Below are 21,799 nucleotides of genomic sequence, written 5' to 3'. Positions count from 1 at the left end.
TTCATTCAAATCACAATCAGGTTTGTAACCTACTGTTTATTAAGAATTTTAAAACTGTAAACGAACGTAAACCGACCCGCAATAATGTTGTCATATTGAGGGCGTTGTAAAGCAAAGCGAACAAAATACACACAAAATGAGTAGCAAATGTAGTTCATAATTCTGAACTCGTCTAAGAGACTTGCAATATCTTTTGTAAAGACTTAGAAAAGAGGCAGTTTTTTTAATTAAGGGGTCGAAATGAGAACTACACTATTATTAACAAGTTTATTAACCGGACTGTCTTTGAATGTACAGGCAAGTTCACTATTCGAAAAACCAGAAGACGCTATCGAATACCGCAAAGCAGCATTTCAACTGATCCGTTATCAGATTGGTGATATGGGCGACATGCTGAAAGGCAAAGTCCCGTTTGATGCAGAGCGTTTTAAGCAACGTGCTAACAATGCAGCGCATTTATCAGCAATGCCTTGGGAAGCCTTCCCGGCAGGTTCAGACAAAGGGGCAACAGACGCATTACCGGCAATCTGGTCTGACCGAGCAACCTTTGATAAAAAAGCGCAAGCTTTTGCAGATTACGCACAAAAGCTGGCTGTTGCAGCAGAGTCAGGCGACAAAAAAATCATTGGCGCAGCATTCAGGAATTGGGCAAAAGGCTGTAAAGATTGCCACAATTCATTTAAAGACTAAGCAATAAATAGCAATAAGGCAGCCGCCGCTGCCTTATAATGTGGCCGAGTATCATCGCGCACATGTCAATTTCACTCAGGTTCTAAATCACACGCCACTTCGACTTAGTCATCAAAAAAGTCTAAATCGTCCTCGCCAAGATTACGCTTCAGGCGTTTTTGCTCCAGATAATCATCCAGACGACGTTTCACCTGCTTCTTTTGCTGTGCCTGTAGTTCTTTATCCAACGACCCAAAGTCGTCTTCATAATCATCATCTAACGGATCATAGGAAAATGTTTTACCCACGATGTGCTCCAAACTTAATTATGCTAAATAGTCCCGCAGTTCACACTATGATGACGCTGCATAAGTTAGTATTTAGCGCTAAAAGCTGGCGCTGAAAAGCAAGTCTTTTTTATCCATACGATAAAAATTTTTTATTGCCACTTCCCCAACTAAACACTCTGGTTAAAATCACCACTTTTTAGCCATATTACTAACAAAGTGATATCGCTCCTCAGAGACCAAAATAACAAAATCTCATATCATTCAATAACATAATAAAGTGGCACTGTTCTTGTTATTTCATACTGGTCATCAACACACCAAGGAACACATTATGAAAACTATGCTGCTTGCTTCAACTCTGTTTTTGTCCATCCAGGTCGCTGCCCATTCAGACAGCCACTTTTCCGTCAGTACAGATGAATGTGCCGTAGATTTTAAAAACGACGTGCACATTACGCCTGATCAGGTGTACATCAAAAACGGCTCTGGTCAGCCTTTGATGATAGATGCTCAGGGCTTTCTTTATATTGCAGATCAACCGGTGCAACTGAGTCAGGATGAGCGCATGGCGATGCAAACATATGCGGATACGCTGCGAGGCGAGCTGCCCAAAGTCGCCAGCATTGCATTACAAGGCGTGGAACTGGCTGGCGTCGCCATAGAAGAAGTCGCCAGCGCCTTTAACCTGCACAATCTCGAGTCACTGTCAGGCCTGATGGATGAGCTGCATACCGAAATTGAAGGGGCGTTTTATCAGCAAGGTACTTTTGTAATGGGTGAGCAAACCTTTAATGACTTTGGTGAACACTTTGAGCATCAGTTTGAAGAGAAAATTGAGCAAGCCATTGAAGGTGCCATGATGGAGTCCATAGGCAGCCTGCTGGTTGCTATCGGCTCTGAAATGGTCAGTTCAGGTGGCGATATGGCGCGATTCGAGCAACGTATGGAAAACCTCGGCGCCGAAATTGAACAAAAAGTCGCACAGCAGGCAGACATGCTGGAGCAGCAGGCCGATGCGCTGTGTGGCAACTTCAAAACCATTGCAGAGCAGGAGTCACAGCTCAGTGCAATGATCCCCCAGATGGAAGGGTATCAATTATTCGCTTATCGCTAAGCCCGGTTATCCCTGTGCAGTCAGCCACACTTGTCTAAGCTCACTGCTTATCACAGGTGTGGCTGCTTTTTTGCCTGAACCACTAATTCGCCCAGGGTGCGCACATAGCCTTCCATCTTGTCGCACCAGGGCAGACCATAGCTGATCCGCACACAACTGCGATACCGCTCATAGGCACTGAATATCGCGCCGGGTGCGACACTGATCCCCGCCTGGAGGGCCAGCTGAAAGAACAGCCCACCGTCATATTCGTCCCCCAGGTCCAGCCATAACACACAGCCGCCTTTGGGATCACTGACACGCACGTGGTCAGGAAAATACTTCTGAACCGCCAGGCGCATCTTTTGTTTATTATCAAACAAGCGCTTACGAAGTTGTCGCAAATGCCGATGAAACTCACCACTGGCCATAAAATCTGCCAGCGCCCATTGATTCATCATAGGTGCAGAGCAGCTCAGTGCCCGCTTAAAGCGCTTTGCCCGGGCGCTGTGCGGCCCTGCCAGCATCCAGCCAACGCGATAGCCTGGCGCCACGGTCTTGGAAAACGACGAGCAGGTCAATACCTCACCCGACTGTGCAAAGCACTGCGCTGGCCTGACTCTTTGCTCACCAAAATACAGGTCTCCATATACATCATCTTCGATCAGCACCACATCGTGCGCACGGAGCAGCAGCAACAACTGCTGCATACGAGATTCAGGCATCTGACTGCCCAGTGGATTATTGATACTGGTTGAGAACAGACAGGCCTTGATCGGATGCCGCGCCAGAGCGGCACTGAGATCATCGAGCCAAATCCCATCATCCGGACAAACGGGAATTTCGATCGCTTTCAGACCGAGGTTTTCAACCAGCTCAACAATCCCAAAGTAACAAGGTGACTCAATAGCCACTATGTCTCCGGGCTGAGTGACACACTGTAGCGCAATGGCTATCGCTTCCTGGGCACCATTGGTGATGATTAGCTCATCACTATTCACCGTCAGTCCCAGTGCCAGATAATATTGCACCACCTGTGCTTTAAGCATCTTCAGGCCATCAATGGCACCATAGTCCAGCATACGCGCCTGAGCCTGTCGCATTGCCTGGCGCATACTTCTGGCCAGCGCCTGTTGCGGGCTTGATGCTGCAACCGGGTTTGCCAGCCCCAGCGGGGCAACATCTGACAGATGGATCCCCTCGTACACATGCTCAATCAACTGCTGCTTGTTTACCATCACAGGCTTAGCCGGTAATTTGCTGCGCTGCGGTGTCGCCGCCTGCTGACCGTCTTGCAAAAAATACCCCGACTTCTCGCGTGCCACAATCTGACCCGACATCTCAAGGTGCTGATAAGCCTGTTGGACTGTGGGAATACTGACCCGCAAACGGCTTGCCATAGCCCTTAACGACGGTAACTTATCGCCCGGGTTCAGCAACTCCTGCTCGACCATGTCACGGATCACGGTAATCACTTGCTGATATAGGTAATCAGACTTCAAAGTTGAATGATTCATCTGTATAGGTGTAAAAACACATTTTTTGTATCTGGCATGTACAGAATATATCGCTAAACTGGCCACGCTGACTAGTCCTTCTTGTGAGTTAAAAGAATGAATAACGTTTTTCTGTATACGATTACCGTCCTGATCTGGGGCTCCACCTGGCTGGCGATCGAGTTCCAGCTGGGCACGGTAGACGAAGTGGTCTCTTTGTTTTACCGCTTCGCAATCTCTGCCGCCTGTATGTGGTGTTATGTGCTGATCAAACGCCCGCCGATGCGATACTCACTCACGGATCATGGCTTCTTTATGCTGCTGGCACTGGGTAACTTCGGCTTAAATTACCTCTTACTCTACTGGGCGCAAGGCAGCCTGACCTCCGCGATGGCCTCCATTGCCTTTTCACTGCTGCTGGTCGCCAATATCGTCAATACCCGATTGTTTTTTGCCAAACCCATTGCCGGTCGCATCTACCTTGGTGCAGCACTGGGCCTCGGTGGCATCGTCAGCTTATTCTGGCAGGACTTGATTAATGCCGATCTCAACAGCGACGCTTTCATCGGGTTACTGCTGGCACTGGCAGGGATGTTTGTTGCCTCTCTCGGCAACATGGTCAGTGTCCGTAATTCCAATCGCCAGATTGGGGTGTTGCAGGGGAATGCCTGGGGCATGTTGTATAGCGCACTGTTTTTAGGCGGCTATGTGGCGTTCAGCCCATTACAGTTTAGTATTGAGGCCGATGCGCAATATTGGGGGTCGTTACTTTACCTGTCGGTGTTTGGCACTGTGATCGCGTTTGCCTGTTACTTCCATTTGCTAAAAAACATTGGCCCGGAAAAAGCCAGCTACCTGATTGTGCTGTTTCCACTGGTCGCAGTGACACTCAGCACCTGGTTTGAAGGGTTTGTCTGGCAGCTCAACACCTTTATCGGGTTCTCTTTGGTGCTGATTGGTAACGCCATCGTGCTCACACCGTACCAGCGTATTCGCGCCTGGCTCAGTCCGACGACGCCGTCTCGGGCAAATTCCTGAGTTGTATGGCCCCTGGCAGGCTGCGGATCGTCACTGGCGTTGTTGCCACCAAGTCGCCGTCTGCCTCCACGGCCAGCCCTGGCGTCACAATATCCAGCTGGGTGCGCTTTTCCCGGTGCACCCAGGGCAAGCGCTGATGACATCCCACCAGCATCGCCGCAAACACAATCAGCCGCTGCCACCAGCTTTTGGCAGAAAACCACATACACTCCAGCTGACCATCCTGCAGCTGTGCTAAAGGCGCAGGTTGCAGCCCGGCAGCAAAAAAGCGGCCATTGGCCAGAAGTAACATCATGCCCTGTGTTAAGCCCCTGCCCTGAGCCGTTTTGAGCTCAATCGTTGGTGCACAAAACAGCTGTTTAAGGCCGCCCCAGACATAGCTCAGTGCCCCGCCATGCTTTTGTCCCCTCAGGCTTTGCACAACGTCTGCATTAAATCCCACTCCGGCAATATTCACAAAATAGCGGTCCCCTATTACGCCCAGGTCTAATGCGATACTGTGCGATGAAAAGATCGTCGCGCGCCATTGCTTTTCGGTGTAACCAAATTGACGGCAAAAATCATTGCCCGTGCCCGCAGGCAGACATGCCAGCAAAGCCGATGATTCACACATCGCATTGACAACCAGGTTGATGGTCCCATCGCCCCCGACCACCACCACCGATGACTCAGTCTGGAGCAGCAACCGGATCGCCTCCTCATCGCGGCCATAAAATCCGCTCGTCTCATACCAGCTGAGGGGGATCTGACGTTGCTTTGCCTGCGCGCGCAACCAACGTACATGGCGTTGCAATTTTCGCCCATTTCCTGGTTTATATACAACTAACAAACAACCCCCAAAATAACAAAATCAATTTATCTGAATAACCACCCAAAACAAATTCAACAAAAACAAAAACAAAAACACAAAGCCCTGTAAAAAAAGGAAAAAATAACATACCCACCATTCACAACAGTGAATAAAAAACCAAACCAAAGGTTGTTAAACAAATTAAAACAACGATTTGCATTAGTTTTTTTAATCCGTCACCAGTAATTTTTATCGTTTTATTTTTCGCCACAATGCACGCAAAATAACCATGTCGATACAGACTAACATTACATCAAAATCTTGAGGAGTCAGACATGCTTAATTCAGCTGCAGCGTGCAGCAACACGCAAACCACCCTAAACACAGTCGAAGCGCCAGTCATCAAACGCCGCTTTAAACTAACGGCTTGGTTAAATAACATGGGTAAACAACTGATGTTAAGTCAGGTGGTTATGTATAAGTAAGTCTGCCTCGGGCATGTTCTCCCCCAACCGTTCATGCCCTCTTCCACCCTCATTACCCCTATTTCAATATCATAAAACACACCTGATCGGCCATAAATCGGTCAAAGTCGTAAAAAATTGCACTTATACGTACAAAATTTAAGCAAACAATTCAAAAACTATTTACAGCGCTAAATTCGCTAAGTATTATCTTTGCCCATGGAGAGATGGCTGAGTGGTTGAAAGCACCGGTCTTGAAAACCGGCATACGTTAATAGCGTATCTAGGGTTCAAATCCCTATCTCTCCGCCATTTTTAAGTTTTTGCGCCGGAGAGGTGGCCGAGTGGCTGAAGGCGCTCCCCTGCTAAGGGAGTATAGGGTTTGTAGCCCTATCGAGGGTTCGAATCCCTCCTTCTCCGCCATTGCTTTTAAGAGAACCGTCCCATTGTGGACGGTTTTTTTATGCCCGAAAACGAATCCCTCACTCTTGTGCAAACACCATTAATAATAAAAAAACCGCCTTAACTGGCGGTTTTTTTATGCCCAAATTTTACCTCTCCACAAATGAGAAGGTGGGTGATAACCCTCGACCAGGGTTCGACAATTTTGTCTGGAACACAATTGAACGCACTTTAGTGCGGCCCGCAGGGCAAAATACAGGACGTATTTTGTCATCCCTCCTTCTCCGCCACTGCTTTTAAGAGAACCTCCTATACGGTGGCTTTTTTATGCCCAAATTTTATCTCTTCACAAATGAGAAGGTGGGTGAGAACCCTCGACCAGGGTTCGACAATTTTGTCTGGAACACAATTGAACGCACTTTAGTGCGGCCCGCAGGGCAAAATACAACATCACTTTTCAGTACTTATCCTGGCGCAACCAGCTTGATCAGTGAAGTCACAACTTTCTGAACCCATTGTGTTTTTTATACCAGCTGCAATCACCACCTTCCGCATGCTAGCCCGTTTGCTTCAGCATGCATGCCTGACTCCACACTCGTTGCACATTTCAATGATGGAATGCTGGCATTCACAACATGCTTGTTTCACTGGCCAGCCAATCACGGTACACCCAGAGATTGGAAATAGGTCTGTACCGGTTAAACACGCCGGACAGCGCCTAGCCAGCCAAGCTGGCAATCACACAGCATTAAGGAAACATATGACTATCCCCTCATCAGAGTCGCAGTCGGTTTACCCTTTGGGCCAGCACATTATTGTCGACCTGTTTGATGCTTCTAACCTGATAGGTGAAGCGCAAATAGAAAAGATGATGATTGAGCGTGCCAACGCTGCAAACGCCACCATTCTGAAAACCCATTTGCACCCATTTGAAACCAACGGTGGAGTGTCGGGGATGATCATTCTGGCCGAAAGCCATATTTCTATTCATACCTGGCCAGAGTACAACTTTGCTGCAATGGACATTTTTATGTGCGGTGAAGCGCAGCCTGAACTGTGCCTACCGGTAATAGAGGCGTGTTTTCAGCCGGGCCGAATGGTCATTAATACCCTCACCCGAGGTGGCTCTGTGAGTCGCACCGGAGCATTTCAGCCTCTGTTAGATAACCAGTTACACGCAACCCTTAAAACCGCATAACAACGGAGTATTCACGCACATGACTAAGATTAATTGGCATTACGAGCAAATGACAAGTGGCGTTCACATTGCACTTCGTTCAGAAAAAGATTTGGTCGACGTAGAAACCGAGTTCCAGGATGTCAGCATCTTCGAAACCCGTCACCTGGGTAAAGTAATGCGCATAGACGATGGCATTCAGGTCACCACCAAGGGTGAGCACATTTATCATGAAATGATAGCGCATGTCCCAATCCTGTTTCACGGCAACATTAAAAACGTGCTGATTGTGGGTGGCGGAGACGGCGGCAGTGCCCGTGAAGTCTTAAAACATAAGAGCGTCGAAAACGTCGTGATGGTAGACATTGATGAACAAATTATTCAATTAAGCCGCGAGTTTTTACCCGAAATCAACAACGGCGCATTTGATGACCCCAGGTTTGTATTGTGCATAGGAGATGGCGCGGAAATCATCTCTCAGTACAGCGATTGCTTTGATCTCATCATCCTGGATGCAGCAGATCCGGATGGCGGCGCATCAGAAACCCTGTTTACCCAATCTTTCTTTGGCAATTGCCTAACCGCACTGAAGGCAAACGGGATTTTGGTTGCACAAGGTGGCACGCCGTACTTTGAGCCCTACATGATGCAGTCTATGGTGTCGCGTTTGACTCAGGCGTTTAACAATCCTGCGGGCATTTATATGGGTGGCTGTTACGACTACTTTGGCGGCTCTCATGCGTTTATCTGGGCAACACGCAGTGGCACCATAGACACGCTATCGCTTGATGAGCTGGAATCACGCTTTACCCATGCCGACATTCACACTAAATACTACTCACCTGAAGCCCACTTTGGTGCCTTCTTCCTGTCAAAAGACATGCGGAATTACGTCAATCAGGCTGTGAAGTGTGAAAACGTGGATGAGCTATCAATGCCAGAAGCCGGTGACTGGGATGACTACACCCCGGCAACCTCCAGTCAGAGTGACGATGACGAATAAGCCTTTCTCCTGCATGACATAAAGGTAAATTACCATCACACTCAGAGCCACTGTCACGACACCCTGTCATCGTGCCAGTGGCTTGTTTGTGCCAGGTTCCGGCAACACAGCCAGAGCAAAGCCCGATCCACCCAGGTGCCACACAACACAATGAAATCACTATTTAAGCTATTTGAGAAATTAGGCCACAAAGACACCTCTGACAGCCAGTTAACACCAGCAGAGCACAACCTGCCGTTTATTCGCCAGTGCGCCAAAGAGTTCTCTGGCTGGATAGCCATTGCCTTTGTTATTTCTTTGTTTGGTGGCCTGTTGCAGATTGTGACGTTCGACTTTTTAGGCGACTTAGTCGACTGGCTGGATAGCGCAAGCAGCAACGTACAGCTCAATGACAAAGGCCACACGCTGGCCCTCGTTGCTATTGCCATCGCCGTGGTGATCCCCACTATCACCCTGATTAAAAACCTGGTGTTTCATCAGTTGCTCGGACCAAACCTACAAAAAAACACCATCATAAAATTGTATCGCACCCTGATTTCCTCTCCTGCCAGTTACCACGAAGAAGATGATCCTGGCGCAACCGCCATTGTCATTGTGGATACCTCCGAGGCTATCATCGATGTGGTATTACAGTTTTGTGGCTTTGCCGGATTTTTACTGGCGTTTCTGGGGGCATTGCTGTTTTACGTGGGCAACATTGACAGCTGGCTGGCACTGCCTTTCCTGATCTGGACCGGTCTGTTTTTGGCGATGTTGCTGGGGCAATGGATCCCCAAAGCCAAAACCACCAACCGACTCGAAGCAGAAAGTTGCGCGCAGATCACCGGGAAGTTCACCGAGCGCTTTGCGCGTATCCGCACCGTTAAAATGCTCTCTAACACCGACTATGAACAACAGTTCGCCGAAAAATGGGCCACCCGACACCGCAGAGTCGTGGCAAAGGAATTCCGCGTGTTCTCTAACTTTGCCTCTGTGGTTGGCCTGCTCAATGGTCTATTAGTGGTCGGTACGGGCGCATTGTGTTTGCAACTGTGGATGCAGGGCAGCATCTCAATTGGTGAGTTTTCTATGGTGCTTGCGCTGGTTTACCGGGTGATATCGCTGTCACAATGGTGCCAGGACGAATTTGACGCCTTCTTTGTCTCCTGGGGTCAGGTTACCGTGGGCAGAGAGGTCGTTAACGAATTTCTGGAAGATGTAGAACCCATTGAAGACGAGGGCAACTTTCATGTCGCGAACGGAAAAATCACCTTTAAACAGGTTGAATTTGGCTATGAGAACAAAGCGCCACTGTTCACCGACCTGTCTTTAAAAATCAAAGCTGGTGAAAAAGTTGGGATCATAGGCCCTTCCGGTGCAGGAAAATCGTCGCTGCTTAATATGCTTGCCGGCATTGACGAAATTGAAGCAGGCGCGATTTATATTGATGGCAAGAACATCGAAGATTACTCAACAGACAAAGTATGCGGTGAGATTAGCTTTTTGAACCAGGATATCGGCCTGTTTAATCAAAGCATTTATGAGAATGTGTCGTTTGGTTTGAATAACGTCAGCCGGGATGCTGTGAAACAAGCCCTGGCACAGGCCAATGCCCTGACGTTTGTAGAAAACTACACTGACGCCCGGGGTCGCACAGGCTTATCCGCCTTTATTGGTGAAAATGGCGGGCAACTGTCGGGTGGCCAGCGACAGCGCCTGGCACTGGCCAGAGCGATCCTCAGAGATAAAAAAATCCTCTTACTGGACGAAGCAACCAGTGCCCTGGACCCGGTGCTTAAAGCTGAGTTTATCGCATCTCTCAAAACACTGATGAAGGGCAAAACCGTGATTTCGGTTGCGCACTCTTATGACGTGCTCGCTATGATGGATCGCATTATTGAAATTAAAGACGGTAAAGTCACACAAGATGGCAGGCCAGAAGAGGTACTTTAGCCTGTAGCCTGACAAGGTTGAGACAACTTTTATACATGGCTTGCGCCCTGATGCACTGCACGGGGCGTTAGGCACAGAGCGCTCCAGCCACCACCCTCCATTGATCTGTTGGCTCACCTTCTACAGTTAAAAACTTGTAAACTTTATGTTTATATTGATATAGTGATATTGCGGCTAACGCGTTAAATAAACCCTGTTCGTCGCACACTGTAAGGTAAGTGCCGCTGATGCAGGACTTGCCTGAATTCAGACTATTAATGGTACTGAACATACCCAATACACATATTTACCAAGCGCTGAGGTTCTGTGTCAGGAGTAAATACAAATAAGCAGCTGCCACTTGAATACCTGGGTAACAACCACTGAATGGGGCCTGTATTAAGCGCGAGTTTCTCAGTACCAAATCGGATTTTGAGCTTACCGTTTTGCGTCAGCAAGATAAGGAGAATGTATGATTAAAGAGTCATCTCGCAGAGACTTTATTAAGAAAGTAGGGGTAGGTAGCCTGGTTGTTGGGTTTAACTTGCAAAGTCAAAGCTGGGCAAATGAAACAGATTTACTCACGCTCCCATCAGAGGTGTTTGCCGATAACTTTCCGGTGTTCGAAGGCGAACTGATCACAGATGAAACCAGCCTTAGCGAAGCCGCCGACGATTTTGGCCACATTCATCGCTATGTGTCCCGCGCGATTTTAAAACCAGCCACCTATCAGGACATCATCGAGATGGTCCTATTTGCCAACCAGCACGATTTAACAGTGGCAGTAAAAGGGCAAGGCTATTCTACCAATGGGGAAACGCAAACCCAGGGCGGTGTTGTCATTGACATGGTGACATTATCTACTGTCTACGACGTTAACAATCAACAAATTACCGCTCAAGCTGGCGCACGCTGGATTGATGTACTCAGCAAAACCGTACCGCACAATTTGGGGTTACCGATTGTCACGGACTTTGTTGATTTGAGTGTTGGCGGAACCCTGGCAGTAGGCGGCCTGGGTGCGCAGTCTTTCAAACATGGCTGTATGGCCGATAATATCTGCCACCTCAAAGTCATTACCGGTGACGGGCGTTTACTCACTTGCTCGCCATACCAAAACAGCATGTTATTCCATTCAATGAAAGGCGGACTGGGTCAGCTCGGTATTATCGTAGAGGCTGGCTTTGAGCTGGAGTCAGCCCCCAGCCAGGTCAGAGCCTACCAACTGGTTTATGATGACTTAGCGCATTACTTAAATGACAATCAACGCCTGCTGGACGAAGGGATTTTTGATGGCGTTCAGGGCGGTGCAGAGCCCGATCCAGCCGGTGGCTGGCGCTATGTTATGCAGCTGGCCAAGTACTTTGAGCCGGACAATCCTCCCGTGGATGCCGAGCTACTCGACGGCCTGAACTTTGTGTATGGAGAAGAAGTCATTCAGGATCTGCCTTATTTTACGTTCCTAAACCGTCTGGCACCTGTGGTGGAGCAGCTAAAAGCCGCCGGGCTTTGGACATTGCCCCACCCCTGGTGTCCGCTGCTGATACCCGCATCAAAAGCGCAGGCATTTATCGAGGATACCCTGGCCAATACACCACCCAATGATGTCGCAGGCCCGGTATTGATGTCGATGCAGCAAAGAAATGCGTTTGGCAGCTTGTTTTTCAGCGTGCCTGAAGAAGACAAGTTTGTTTATTTCTCCTTGATGCGCACCGCCATCCCACCTACACCCGAGCGAGTTGAACAACTCACCCAGGCTAACAGAAGCATTTATGAAGGCGCACGGGCGCTAGGCGGCTTCCAGTACCCGGTGGGTGCTATCCCAATGAGCTCAAGAGACTGGAAAAAGCATTACCACAGAAAGTGGTTTTTACTGAAAATACTGAAAAACTGGTTCGACCCGAATAACCTGTTAGGCCCGATGAGAGGGATTTTTAAACGGTAGGTTATGTTAGAAATAGCTGGGCGTTGTCTGACCCCCCTCTATCAAGGGGCAGGTTCCAATTGAACCTGCCTCTCTCACAGAGCGCTAATTTTGAGTTGAGGCCTTTGCATCTCTAACCTGATCACTACTTACCAAATATCGTATCTTTAACTTTTCTCATTTTAACATCGACGATAAATTGAGCTCCCCCACCACGTATGCCTTTTACCCTGGGGGAAAGGTAAATAGCGTACTCATTTCTCATTTGCTTGCATTCCACATCTTTATATAATTTTGACGTAGGTACTGTAAGCTTCTCAAAGTTAATTTTTTCCAGCTCGTTTAAAGCGACCTGCACCGCAATCGCGCATTCAAGTGACAGTATATGAGCAACTCCCTCTGCTTCTTCAGACTTTGAAGAGGCAGACAACCCAACAAAAAGCCACAAAGACAATAACAAAACTTTCATTTCCCCCCCTAATCATCCCGTTATAAATTTGGGTTTTAGAATATGACTTTTACTATATTCGACATACTTATAGCTCTATAAAAATACGGCTTCCCCGAAGAAGTCTCCAAAGAATTTAGGCGCTCTTGTACTCATCGAGGGCTAATTTTGAATGGGTGTCACCTTGAGTTTGGAGTGCGGTGTCGCTTCAACAGGCTTTGCTAAGAAATTGAGCTTACAATAACGACTTTGCACCATAACATTTCCGGATGCCACAACTCTAATCAAAGGTAACCAGTCTTTCATTTCTATAACTTGCTCTTTAGAAAAAGGGCCGGAAATTTTGTGTGTATCTGTATCGATAGCGTAATATTGACAATTACCTTTACCACTCAATGACCTTAAACCATTAGCAAAATCATAGATTAACGACCTTCTTGATAAATACAACACTTCATCAACCATCAAAAACTGAGTGACCATGGAATCAATAATCACACCTTCTTCTCTTTCATTGCCTTCATAATAAATAATATTCTGATCTGCTCCCATAAAAGCGAAGTAGTATCCATTTTTAATGTGAGTCATTCCATCTTTTAAACCTGGACCACAACCAGATAGTAATAAAACCAATAATAAAATTAATAGTTTCAAGTACCCTTCCCTAATCACTTTTCAAAAATACCCACCTGTAAATTTACATACCAATGGTCGGCAGGTTCAACCGAATTGTGCGAGCCAACAGATCATAATAAGTGTATGCTGATGTAATCCCAGCCGGTTGGCAACAATTTTGGATAAGAGTCTTAGTCACTAGCTTGAACCGCTCCTCACAGAGTACCGACTTTGAAAGGCTGTCGTTTCCAAAAACATCAATTGCCTGAAACTAAAGATAAACAATCTGCCCCAGTCTCAGACCAAAACCCGGTGATTTTCCAAAAAATTGAATCAGGATACTTGGGAGAGCTTCCCTCTCGTCACACTCTTTATAAAACTGCGAGAATGGCTCACCTGGCAATGTTACGTTTATAAATTTTGCAGTAAAATTATTGGCATCGCTCATACTTTGATACAAAGCGCCCTGCCGATAGTAACCATGGACTTTCACGCTTTTATTTTCAAACTTACGGGCTTATTCAGAATACTCACGACATCCAATTCACAAGACATGATTGGCAAAGAAGTTATCGTGAATGCTATGCCGAACATTTTAGTCATGGTTAACTTCACTCAATATGTAAACTATAGTGGTGCACCACAATTAGACCCTTTCTTACGCCAATTTTAGCCTAGATATTTTGATAACTCCTTTACACAAAATTCTGCACTCTACTTCTCTTTGACAACTATTTCACCTTGCCTATCTGGTCAGATGTGTTACCTATATGGCATGACGTCTTGCGAATAAAATACACTCATGAAGATCCATACCCTCGAAGGCTATATTCAGAATATCTACCTGGTAGAGTATCCGGACAGGCTGCTCTTGCTGGATGGCTGCAGCCGGGCAGATGTGCCGTTGATCTGTCGGTTTATTACCGATGAATTGCACCGCCCTTTACATCAGCTCAAATTGATTGTGGTCACGCATATGCACCCGGACCATGCCGGCGGGGCTCATGCCTTGAGAAAAGTCAGCGGCGCGCAGATAGCCACGGCAAATTGCCCGGGTCAGTGGTATCAGGGGATAGATGGCGTACTGATGCATTTGTCGGACATCGCACTGGCCCTGTGGGTTGCCGGACGTAAACGCAAGGCACGAAAAAACCTCTGGTATGCCCGCACCCTTAAGCCTGATGTCTATCTGCCCGACGGCGTCACATTACCCGGGTTTGACGACTGGCAGGTGCTGCATACCCCGGGCCATACCGACCGGGATATCAGCCTGTATCATGCGCAGCACAGTACCGTGTATATTGCCGATGTGATGGTGCAGGTGCGCGACAAATTGATCCCCCCCTATCCGGTGTTTTACCCCCGACTGTATCGCGCAACTCTGCTGAAACTGCAACAGCTTGAGCCAGACACTGTGATGCTGGCACACCACAGTGAAATTGCCTTTGCCGACATAGACTTTGAGCAGCTGTTACAGCGCGCACCCAGACAACCTGTGACCCACTGGCGCTCAGTCAAAACCAAGACCAGAAAGGCGCTGGGGCTGAGTCACACTTCACCCTGATACGGCACTTTTGAATACCCGGATAAAGACGTCGATGTCTTCTACAGTGGTATAAATATGCGGAGATACGCGGATCCCCAGCTTACGTGCATCGACCGCGATACCGGCTTCCCGTAACGTCGCCAGCACCTGTTCCTGCTTATCCCCCACATTGAGGATCGCCGTTCCAGAGCAGCGCTTTGCATCCGTCGGGGCGATGTACCAGGGTGCCAGATCGGCCTGCAAGCGCTTCAGCAGCGCGAGGTTGTGTGCCCGCACTTGCTCAACACCGAACTCAGCAAAATACTGGATGCTGTGGGCGGCAAAAATATAAGCAGCGACGGACGGCGTGCCTCCCCAGAACCTCAGTGCAGTGTGGTGAGGCGTAAAGTGATGAATATCAAATTCCACAGGGTTTTGATGAGAGAACCAGCCGACATCTTTAGGCTGACATACCTCAATAATATCGGGATTAACCCAGATAAACCCGGCACCTGGACCGCCACACAGCCATTTGACACAGGAACCCAGCACACAATCCGCAGCACTGTCTGACAGATCGATGGGGATCACCCCTGCCGCCTGTGCCACATCGACGATCACCCGACAGCCCTGTGCTTTTGCCAGCTGGGTGATGGCTTCAACCGGTGCCTGTTGCCCCGTATTTGAGTACACCTGACTGACAAATACCCAGTCGATATTGTCATCCAGGTGCTGCTGCCAGACACTTAAGTCTGACATATCCAGTGCCGCAGGAATAAAGCGGATCTCGACATCTGGCACTGCTTGCTGCAACACAAACCCCATACTGGGAAAGTCACTTTCACTCATCAGCACCCGCACGGTTTGCTTGCCTGTTTCCGGCAAACTCATTACCCATTTAGTCAAGCCACTGGAGAGGTTACTTTGCGGACAAAAATACTCTGCCTGGCTATTGAACAACCTGGCCAGGGCGGCGGTAAATTGCTGTATACCGTCGATCCACTGATACCAGGGCTCATGATTGTCACCTGCCCAAGGGTCAAAATAGCGCGTCAAAAAATCCAGTTTGGCCGTCATGAGCGGCCGGCCTACCGAGTGACTGAGTAAATAATGGCCCTGCGGTAACGAGAAATCGGCCTGTTTCATTGTGTGTCCTTTACTATGCTGCGACGCAGCGTATTTAAATCATCAAAGCGGGTAAAGACATCTTCACGTTTTGCCGCCGCCCGTTTGTCTCGCAATAATGCCAGCTGGTTCAGCAGCACAGGTAAAGGCGGCCCACTGGCTGTCACTTTGTCCAGGTGCTGAGTGTTCATATCGCCTGAAGGTTGTGCAATGTATTTTTCTACCAGTTGATTGTGATGCTGAATAGCGGTGTCGCCATGCAGCTTACACACTTGTACAAATGCACTCACCGCTTCCTGATACCAGCCGCTGGTATGATGCTGCGGCGCTGCTGCCACAAATGCATCCATCAGATTAGGCAGGCGCATACACTCGCGCAACGTGGCCTGATCTTCGGGCATCATATACAGGAACTTATCCACCAGCATCTGAGCGTAATTTACATCATTGGCCTGGCACAAGCCCAGCAGCATATCGATCACATTGATCCCGGCGAAGTCCCCGGCATTGGCCCCCCGATATACCTCCTTACCCACCCGATAAGGCTTGTAATAAGGTCGCACAACGTAAAAGAAGGCATCGGTATCCAGCTGGTCAAACAAACATTGATTGGAGCGGATCACGTCTAACAGGCCTTCTTTGACCTGGTTCAGCAGCACCGGCGTCATTGGGTGCGAAATCCCCAGAGGCTGGATCTTTAACAAACACTCCGCGGCACGTTTATAGGCCAAAATAGCACGGGTATTGTAGTCAATGAATAACTGCTCAGCCGGATGACTGGTAAAGCGTTTATATACCCCATCAACCGCGCGATTATGTGTGGTCAGGTGTGCCGTTGCAAAACGAGGCGTCACACCAATCGACGCGCCAATATGCATGGCCAGTGCAGAGGCTTCTTTGAGTGGTGAATAGTGCTCCCGGCTCGGCTCGGTCAATTCATGACGACGACATGCCGCCATGTACAGGCCGACATTGCCAAGCAGATCGAACGCATTGTCGAAGCCTTCATCGGTATTGCCCTCTGCCAGCAAGGCCTGGATGTATTTCTGACCTTCGTTTAATAGTTGTTGTTTTACCTGGTCTTCTACGCCCACAACATTCGCCTTATCCTGCTGCTGCCAGTATGCAGCCTCCAGCGTGTCGTTGAGCGTAACAAAATCACTGCGGATCCAGTGATCAAATGCCTGTGTCAGCGTAGTCATGACGAACTCCTTAACTTTGAGCTCTCAGGCTATCAAAACTCTTGCGCTAAAATTTGCTAAAATTCATGTAAACGCTAGACTGGATTAGTAATAATTATAAATAAATCATCATCAGTTAGCAGAATCCACTACTATGGCACACCTTGACAATAAAGACCGAATCCTCCTCAGCGCATTGCAGCACAACGCCCGGCTCAGCAATGCACAACTTGCTGAACAAGCCAGCTTATCAGAAACCCCTTGCTTAAGACGTGTCAAAAAGTTACAACAAAATGGTGTTATTTTAGGTTATCACGCCACTTTGGCACCGCAGTCACTAGGCTATACTGTACTGGTCTATGCCTTTATTCGCCTGAGCGAGAACTCTGCACAAGCGGCCACCCAGTTTGAGTCTGACGTGGAGCAACTGCAGCAGGTACTCAGCTGCTCTGTGGTATCCGGTGCACATGATTATTTACTCGAGATCATTGCCGAAGATTTGCCCAGCTATGAGCACTTTGTCAAACACCGCCTTGGCGCCATCGGCTGTATTGCAGGGATTGAGTCGACCATAGTATTGAAACAAACGTTTACCAAACGCCCCCTGCCAGTTTAACGAAAGGACAGGATCAACATGCAGTTCCAATTTCGCACAGCGTACCACCAATGGGCTGCTTACTTGCTCATGACCGTGAGCTACTTTGCGCTGGGAAAAATACTCACCGCTTTTGCGTTTCAGGATCAGGTGCTACCCATCTGGCTGCCCGCCGGCATCGGGCTGGTAGGAGTGCAGATCTGGGGCTGGCGTTTTCTACCCGGCTTGTTTGCCGCCTCGGCGCTGTTTAACTGGACCACAACCCACGGCTATGTATTTTCCGAGGTGACCTTATCGCAACAGCTGCAAGTCTCAATTATTGCACTGGGCGCCTGCCTGCAGGGGCTGGCAGGCGGCTCTATGCTGCGGCTTTGGTTAGGCGATCCGCTACGAATGCGAACGCGCAAGCATATTGCCTACTACATCTTTTTGGTCGGCATATTCTGTAATTTGATCTCAGCCAACATTGGCGTCTTCTCACTCAGCCTGTTTAACCCTGAGTATCAGTTTAACCGCCACTGGCAAAACGTGGTGGCCTGGTGGCTGGGCGACAGTCTGGGCATACTAATTTTTACTCCGCTACTGCTGCTAATGCTGGATGCATGGGCGTTTAAACAACACAGTTATCACCGCAGTCGCAATGTGTTTGCCACCAGCTTTGTGCTGTTTTTATCTGTGGTGCTGACCACTTACTTATACAATCAAGGCAATATTCAGGCCGCCAAACGAGAAGCGCAAAGAGAGCTCAGGCTGATAGAAAACCTGCTGTTACAACAGGTCAATCTCAGCATGCTGGCCGTGCAGGGCGTAGCTGCTAAGCTGCAGTCGCTGAGCGAGGTAAACGGCGAAGAGTTTCACCAAATCGCCGAGCAACAACGCGTACGCTATCCCTTTTTACGGGCTATTTCCTGGAATGTCAGGCTGGATCAAACGCAGGGGAATGTCCTTCAGGAAAAGTTTGATGATCTATACGATGGCCGGGTTAAACTCAAAGGGCTGCCCCTGGCCCCGGATGATCCTCTGGTGGTGGTGACCTATATTTCACCACAAATGGAAAACTTCAGCGCACTGGGCTTTAATGTGTATTCGCGTGAAAATCGTAAGCTGGCACTGACAAACCCGATCATCACAGTGCAACCACAGGCCACAGATATCATTGAGTTAATTCAAAGTAATACGCCCGTGCCGGCTTATTTGTTGTTCTCCCCGGTTTACCGGAGCAGCGCTACCGACCCTCAGGCGGACATTCTTGGCTATGCCACGGCGGTGGTGCAAACCGATACTCTGCTGGGTTCAGCACTGAAGCAGTCACAGGCCGGCAGCTATAACATTGCGGTGTATGATGGCAATGCAGCAGAACCTTTCTATAGCAATCATGCCACCTCAGCCGCTGAAGTGGCAACAGACAACCTGTTTGAAACCCGTATTCAGTTCGGTGGCCAAGTCTGGCGGATCAAACTTGAACTCAGGGCTGATTTTGCTGCCAGCCTCAACCATCGACAAACCGTGTTGCTGCTGTTATTACAGCTCAGTATCACGGCATTGATCATCTTTATCGTGCTGCTCAATAACTATCAGCACTATGAGCTCAATCATCTGGTTGAGCAACGCACTCAGTCGCTGCGCCAGGCTGTTGACAATGCCGAGCGTGCCAACCAGGCCAAGAGCCGCTTTCTGGCGAATATGAGCCACGAACTGCGTACTCCACTGAATGCCGTGGTGGGGTTTGCCTCTTTGATGAAGACGACCAACGCTTTTGACACGCTCCAGTCTTATGCCAGCCGGATTGATATGGCAGCAAAAACCTTGCTTAACCTAGTGAATGATATTCTTGATATTGCCAAAATCGAATCAAACCACCTGGTCATTGAACAACACGACTTTAACTTACAGCATTTACTCGGCCGCATAGATAGCCTGTTTGCCACCAGCGCTGCGGACAAAGGGTTGCAGTGGCAGCTAAATACCAACATCAGCGGCGCCTGCTGGCTCAAAGGCGATGAACTACGGATGGAGCAGATCCTCTTAAACCTGTGCAGTAATGCCGTCAAGTTCACCGACAATGGTAAAGTAACCTTACACTGTGAGGTGCTTCATGGTGATAGTGATTACCTGCTTACTTTTTCTATCATTGATACCGGCATTGGTATTGATTACTACAAACAACAGCTTATTTTTGCCCCCTTTACACAGGCCGATACCTCAACGTCAAGGCGCTTTGGCGGCACCGGGCTGGGCCTGGCAATCAGCAAAGAGCTGGTAGAACTCATGGCTGGCCAACTCACGGTAAAGAGCACCCCAGGACAAGGCAGCACCTTTACCTTTGCGCTGCGTTGCCCCTTTGGCGATGCGCAGTTGGCGCATAATACTGCGCCTGATCCGACCTTACTCAAAGGCATGCAGGTCCTGGTGGCAGAAGATAACCCGGTTAATCAGCTTGTCATCAAAGCCATGCTACAGTCGATCGAGGTTGAATTTGTCTTGGTAAGTGATGGCCAGCAAGCCGTAGATGCGTGTCACGAGCAAACCTTTGACCTGGTACTCATGGACTGCCAGATGCCACTTCTTGACGGCTATCAGGCAACCGCGCTGTTGCGTAAACGCTACACTCAGCAGCAGCTGCCTGTCATCGCTCTGACAGCAGATGTGATGCCCGAAGATAAAGCTTATGCGCTGGCAGTCGGATTTAACAGCCACCTTGCAAAACCGCTGGAGCGCGATAAGCTGGTGCAATGCTTAACACAATACCGAAAATCATGATGAAAAAAGGATTGTTAGTTTCTCTTCTGATCGCACTGAACCATCTGGTGATCATGCCGGTGCAGGCGCAAACGTGCCAGAGTTTGGTGAGCGATTTGGCTCGCTATCAGTCTGATGCGCAGCAGGGCAGCTATCGCTTTGCTAACGACGTCGGTGACGCGGTCCTGGACATTCCCGAGGCGCAGTCATACTCAGCGTATATCCGCGCAACGCAGGCGTTGATTTTTGCCCGTAACCCTAAAGCAAGGCTTCCCTGTGAGCTGGCGACCAAAGTCTCTGCGCTGCTACCCAGTAAGCCAACCCAAGTTGCAGATTACGTAGCCCCATTTGAGTTAACGCATCCAAACAACCAAAAAGCGGTATTGCTGATCCACGGCTTGACCGACTCGCCTTTTACCTTTCATAGCCTGGCTGCAGATCTATATGCACAGGGTTACGACGTAAGAACCATGCTCTTACCCGGTCACGGTACAGCAGCCAGCGACCTCAAAGAAACCGACTATCGTGACTGGCAACAGCATGTCCGCTACGCCATTTCGCGCACAGCCAGTGATTACAGCGACTTTGCTGTGTTGGGTTATTCAACCGGCGCCGCGCTGGCAACCACAGAAATTGCCGCACGCCAGCCTGATAATTTAGCCGCCCTGATACTGGTCGCGCCCGCAACACAGAGTCACAGCGAGAAAGCCTGGCTGGCAAAATGGCTCGACTGGCTCCCTTGGGTTGACTGGGTGGACAAAGCAGCCGATCTGGACCTGGCAAAGTATGAATCATTTCCACTGCATGCGGTCACCCTGGTGGAGCAAGCTATGGCGGACATGCGCGAAGCCAGTTTGCCGGCTTCCTTGCCAACGCTGGTGATTGCCAGCGATGTCGATGCCACGATTAATAGTCAGGTCACTTATCAGCTCTTATCTCACTGGGCACAGGCACGCACAGCGCCGCTGGCACTGCGAGTCTACGCACCTGATACGCTCACAGCGCTACCGGAATCTATCGATGTCACTGAAATCACAACACTGAACGGCGTGATTGATATGTCACACATTGGCTTTTTGAATCCGCCCGACCATCCTTACTATGGTAAAGCCGGTGTGTTTCGAAACTGCGATGCTTACCTGGACGACATCACGGTTTTTACCCATTGTAAAACCACAGATACACCGCATTTTGGGGAGCGTAGTCAGGCAAACCTCGCTGCGCACACACCGTTGATCAGGGCCTCTTTTAATCCGGATTATGATCCTATGACCACTCAGCTGGTCACGTTTTTAGGCAAGGCAATGCAGTAAA

General features: G+C 48.9%; 19 protein-coding genes and 2 tRNA genes. 14 read left to right on the top strand and 7 right to left on the bottom strand.

Features of this window, described 5'->3' with window-relative positions; all coding sequences use genetic code 11:
• Window positions 1-240 precede the first annotated feature (240 nt).
• The gene (locus AT705_RS12480) at window positions 241-690 is read left to right on the top strand and encodes a c-type cytochrome (protein ID WP_058796839.1); all 450 of its coding nucleotides are present in this window, start codon (window positions 241-243) and stop codon (window positions 688-690) included.
• A gap of 104 nt (window positions 691-794) precedes the next feature.
• On the opposite strand, the gene AT705_RS12475 is transcribed toward AT705_RS12480, so the two are convergent.
• Window positions 795-977: a PA3496 family putative envelope integrity protein gene (locus tag AT705_RS12475; RefSeq protein WP_010387042.1), complete on the bottom strand. Its 183-nt coding sequence runs from the start codon at window positions 975-977 to the stop codon at window positions 795-797.
• Between the two features lie 313 nt (window positions 978-1,290).
• Here AT705_RS12475 and AT705_RS12470 point away from each other — a divergent pair, with 313 nt between their 5' ends.
• Complete coding sequence (locus AT705_RS12470) at window positions 1,291-2,073, top strand: DUF2884 family protein (protein WP_058796838.1); 783 nt, start codon at window positions 1,291-1,293, stop codon at window positions 2,071-2,073.
• A gap of 50 nt (window positions 2,074-2,123) precedes the next feature.
• Here the strand turns inward: AT705_RS12470 and AT705_RS12465 are convergent, their stop codons facing one another.
• Window positions 2,124-3,569 carry an aminotransferase-like domain-containing protein gene (locus tag AT705_RS12465; protein WP_058797989.1) on the bottom strand — a complete coding sequence of 482 codons (1,446 nt, stop codon included), beginning with the start codon at window positions 3,567-3,569 and terminating at the stop codon, window positions 2,124-2,126.
• A 96-nt stretch (window positions 3,570-3,665) separates the two neighbouring features.
• Between AT705_RS12465 and AT705_RS12460 the strand changes: the two genes are divergently transcribed.
• Window positions 3,666-4,586: a DMT family transporter gene (locus tag AT705_RS12460; RefSeq protein ID WP_058796837.1), complete on the top strand. Its 921-nt coding sequence runs from the start codon at window positions 3,666-3,668 to the stop codon at window positions 4,584-4,586.
• On the opposite strand, the gene AT705_RS12455 is transcribed toward AT705_RS12460, so the two are convergent.
• Window positions 4,552-5,415 carry a diacylglycerol/lipid kinase family protein gene (locus AT705_RS12455; RefSeq protein WP_082668983.1) on the bottom strand — a complete coding sequence of 288 codons (864 nt, stop codon included), beginning with the start codon at window positions 5,413-5,415 and terminating at the stop codon, window positions 4,552-4,554. The genes AT705_RS12460 and AT705_RS12455 overlap by 35 nt on opposite strands.
• A gap of 296 nt (window positions 5,416-5,711) precedes the next feature.
• Here AT705_RS12455 and AT705_RS25285 point away from each other — a divergent pair, with 296 nt between their 5' ends.
• From AT705_RS25285 to AT705_RS12425, 7 genes are all read left to right on the top strand, one after another.
• Entirely contained in the window at window positions 5,712-5,861 is a 150-nt protein-coding gene (locus AT705_RS25285) for a hypothetical protein (protein ID WP_155946211.1), read from the top strand.
• 200 nt (window positions 5,862-6,061) lie between these two features.
• A tRNA-Ser gene (locus tag AT705_RS12450) sits at window positions 6,062-6,152 on the top strand.
• An 18-nt stretch (window positions 6,153-6,170) separates the two neighbouring features.
• Window positions 6,171-6,263, top strand: a tRNA-Ser gene (locus AT705_RS12445).
• 739 nt (window positions 6,264-7,002) lie between these two features.
• Window positions 7,003-7,440, top strand: a complete 438-nt coding sequence (gene speD, locus AT705_RS12440; protein WP_058796835.1) for an adenosylmethionine decarboxylase — start codon at window positions 7,003-7,005, stop codon at window positions 7,438-7,440.
• Window positions 7,441-7,459: 19 nt separating this feature from the next.
• Window positions 7,460-8,422 (top strand): polyamine aminopropyltransferase, encoded by a 963-nt coding sequence (gene speE, locus AT705_RS12435; protein WP_058796834.1) that lies wholly within the window; start codon window positions 7,460-7,462, stop codon window positions 8,420-8,422.
• Window positions 8,423-8,572: 150 nt separating this feature from the next.
• Entirely contained in the window at window positions 8,573-10,354 is a 1,782-nt protein-coding gene (locus tag AT705_RS12430; protein WP_058796833.1) for an ABC transporter ATP-binding protein, read from the top strand.
• 451 nt (window positions 10,355-10,805) lie between these two features.
• A complete protein-coding gene (locus AT705_RS12425) occupies window positions 10,806-12,278 on the top strand; it encodes an FAD-binding protein (RefSeq protein ID WP_058796832.1) in 1,473 nt (490 codons plus the stop codon).
• A 124-nt stretch (window positions 12,279-12,402) separates the two neighbouring features.
• Here AT705_RS12425 and AT705_RS12420 read toward each other — a convergent pair whose 3' ends face one another.
• Window positions 12,403-12,726 carry a hypothetical protein gene (locus AT705_RS12420; protein ID WP_058796831.1) on the bottom strand — a complete coding sequence of 108 codons (324 nt, stop codon included), beginning with the start codon at window positions 12,724-12,726 and terminating at the stop codon, window positions 12,403-12,405.
• A 141-nt stretch (window positions 12,727-12,867) separates the two neighbouring features.
• Entirely contained in the window at window positions 12,868-13,359 is a 492-nt protein-coding gene (locus AT705_RS12415; protein WP_058796830.1) for a hypothetical protein, read from the bottom strand.
• 763 nt (window positions 13,360-14,122) lie between these two features.
• Here AT705_RS12415 and AT705_RS12405 point away from each other — a divergent pair.
• Window positions 14,123-14,884: an MBL fold metallo-hydrolase gene (locus tag AT705_RS12405; RefSeq protein ID WP_058796828.1), complete on the top strand. Its 762-nt coding sequence runs from the start codon at window positions 14,123-14,125 to the stop codon at window positions 14,882-14,884.
• Here the strand turns inward: AT705_RS12405 and AT705_RS12400 are convergent.
• Window positions 14,876-15,991: an aminotransferase class V-fold PLP-dependent enzyme gene (locus tag AT705_RS12400; RefSeq protein WP_058796827.1), complete on the bottom strand. Its 1,116-nt coding sequence runs from the start codon at window positions 15,989-15,991 to the stop codon at window positions 14,876-14,878. The genes AT705_RS12405 and AT705_RS12400 overlap by 9 nt on opposite strands.
• Window positions 15,988-17,172 carry a PrnB family protein gene (locus tag AT705_RS12395; protein WP_058796826.1) on the bottom strand — a complete coding sequence of 395 codons (1,185 nt, stop codon included), beginning with the start codon at window positions 17,170-17,172 and terminating at the stop codon, window positions 15,988-15,990. Before AT705_RS12395 ends, AT705_RS12400 begins: the two co-directional genes overlap by 4 nt.
• A 133-nt stretch (window positions 17,173-17,305) precedes the next feature.
• On the opposite strand from AT705_RS12395, the gene AT705_RS12390 reads away from it, so the two are divergent.
• The 3 genes from AT705_RS12390 to AT705_RS12380 are packed head-to-tail and all read left to right on the top strand — an operon-like array spanning window position 17,306 to window position 21,798.
• The gene (locus AT705_RS12390) at window positions 17,306-17,767 is read left to right on the top strand and encodes an Lrp/AsnC family transcriptional regulator (protein ID WP_058796825.1); all 462 of its coding nucleotides are present in this window, start codon (window positions 17,306-17,308) and stop codon (window positions 17,765-17,767) included.
• 18 nt (window positions 17,768-17,785) lie between these two features.
• Complete coding sequence (locus tag AT705_RS12385; protein ID WP_058796824.1) at window positions 17,786-20,506, top strand: ATP-binding protein; 2,721 nt, start codon at window positions 17,786-17,788, stop codon at window positions 20,504-20,506.
• On the top strand, window positions 20,503-21,798 hold the full coding sequence (locus AT705_RS12380) for an alpha/beta hydrolase (RefSeq protein WP_167551988.1): 1,296 nt from the start codon (window positions 20,503-20,505) through the stop codon (window positions 21,796-21,798). Before AT705_RS12385 ends, AT705_RS12380 begins: the two co-directional genes overlap by 4 nt.
• Window position 21,799: the final 1 nt, after the last annotated feature.

Source organism: Pseudoalteromonas rubra, assembly GCF_001482385.1.
In the GTDB taxonomy this organism is placed as follows: Bacteria; Pseudomonadota; Gammaproteobacteria; order Enterobacterales; family Alteromonadaceae; genus Pseudoalteromonas; species Pseudoalteromonas ardens.
Note: the sequence above shows the minus strand (reverse complement) of the source record. Positions and strands in the feature narration are given on the sequence as shown.

What these genes read in the sequence shown, in the direction of transcription:
- AT705_RS12480 (WP_058796839.1), top strand. Translation starts at nt 241, where the DNA reads ATGAGAACTACACTATTATTAACAAGTTTATTAACCGGACTGTCTTTG.
- AT705_RS12470 (WP_058796838.1), top strand. Translation starts at nt 1,291, where the DNA reads ATGAAAACTATGCTGCTTGCTTCAACTCTGTTTTTGTCCATCCAGGTC.
- AT705_RS12465 (WP_058797989.1), bottom strand. Translation starts at nt 3,569, where the DNA reads ATGAATCATTCAACTTTGAAGTCTGATTACCTATATCAGCAAGTGATT.
- AT705_RS12460 (WP_058796837.1), top strand. Translation starts at nt 3,666, where the DNA reads ATGAATAACGTTTTTCTGTATACGATTACCGTCCTGATCTGGGGCTCC.
- AT705_RS25285 (WP_155946211.1), top strand. Translation starts at nt 5,712, where the DNA reads ATGCTTAATTCAGCTGCAGCGTGCAGCAACACGCAAACCACCCTAAAC.
- speD (WP_058796835.1), top strand. Translation starts at nt 7,003, where the DNA reads ATGACTATCCCCTCATCAGAGTCGCAGTCGGTTTACCCTTTGGGCCAG.
- speE (WP_058796834.1), top strand. Translation starts at nt 7,460, where the DNA reads ATGACTAAGATTAATTGGCATTACGAGCAAATGACAAGTGGCGTTCAC.
- AT705_RS12430 (WP_058796833.1), top strand. Translation starts at nt 8,573, where the DNA reads ATGAAATCACTATTTAAGCTATTTGAGAAATTAGGCCACAAAGACACC.
- AT705_RS12425 (WP_058796832.1), top strand. Translation starts at nt 10,806, where the DNA reads ATGATTAAAGAGTCATCTCGCAGAGACTTTATTAAGAAAGTAGGGGTA.
- AT705_RS12420 (WP_058796831.1), bottom strand. Translation starts at nt 12,726, where the DNA reads ATGAAAGTTTTGTTATTGTCTTTGTGGCTTTTTGTTGGGTTGTCTGCC.
- AT705_RS12405 (WP_058796828.1), top strand. Translation starts at nt 14,123, where the DNA reads ATGAAGATCCATACCCTCGAAGGCTATATTCAGAATATCTACCTGGTA.
- AT705_RS12400 (WP_058796827.1), bottom strand. Translation starts at nt 15,991, where the DNA reads ATGAAACAGGCCGATTTCTCGTTACCGCAGGGCCATTATTTACTCAGT.
- AT705_RS12395 (WP_058796826.1), bottom strand. Translation starts at nt 17,172, where the DNA reads ATGACTACGCTGACACAGGCATTTGATCACTGGATCCGCAGTGATTTT.
- AT705_RS12390 (WP_058796825.1), top strand. Translation starts at nt 17,306, where the DNA reads ATGGCACACCTTGACAATAAAGACCGAATCCTCCTCAGCGCATTGCAG.
- AT705_RS12385 (WP_058796824.1), top strand. Translation starts at nt 17,786, where the DNA reads ATGCAGTTCCAATTTCGCACAGCGTACCACCAATGGGCTGCTTACTTG.
- AT705_RS12380 (WP_167551988.1), top strand. Translation starts at nt 20,503, where the DNA reads ATGATGAAAAAAGGATTGTTAGTTTCTCTTCTGATCGCACTGAACCAT.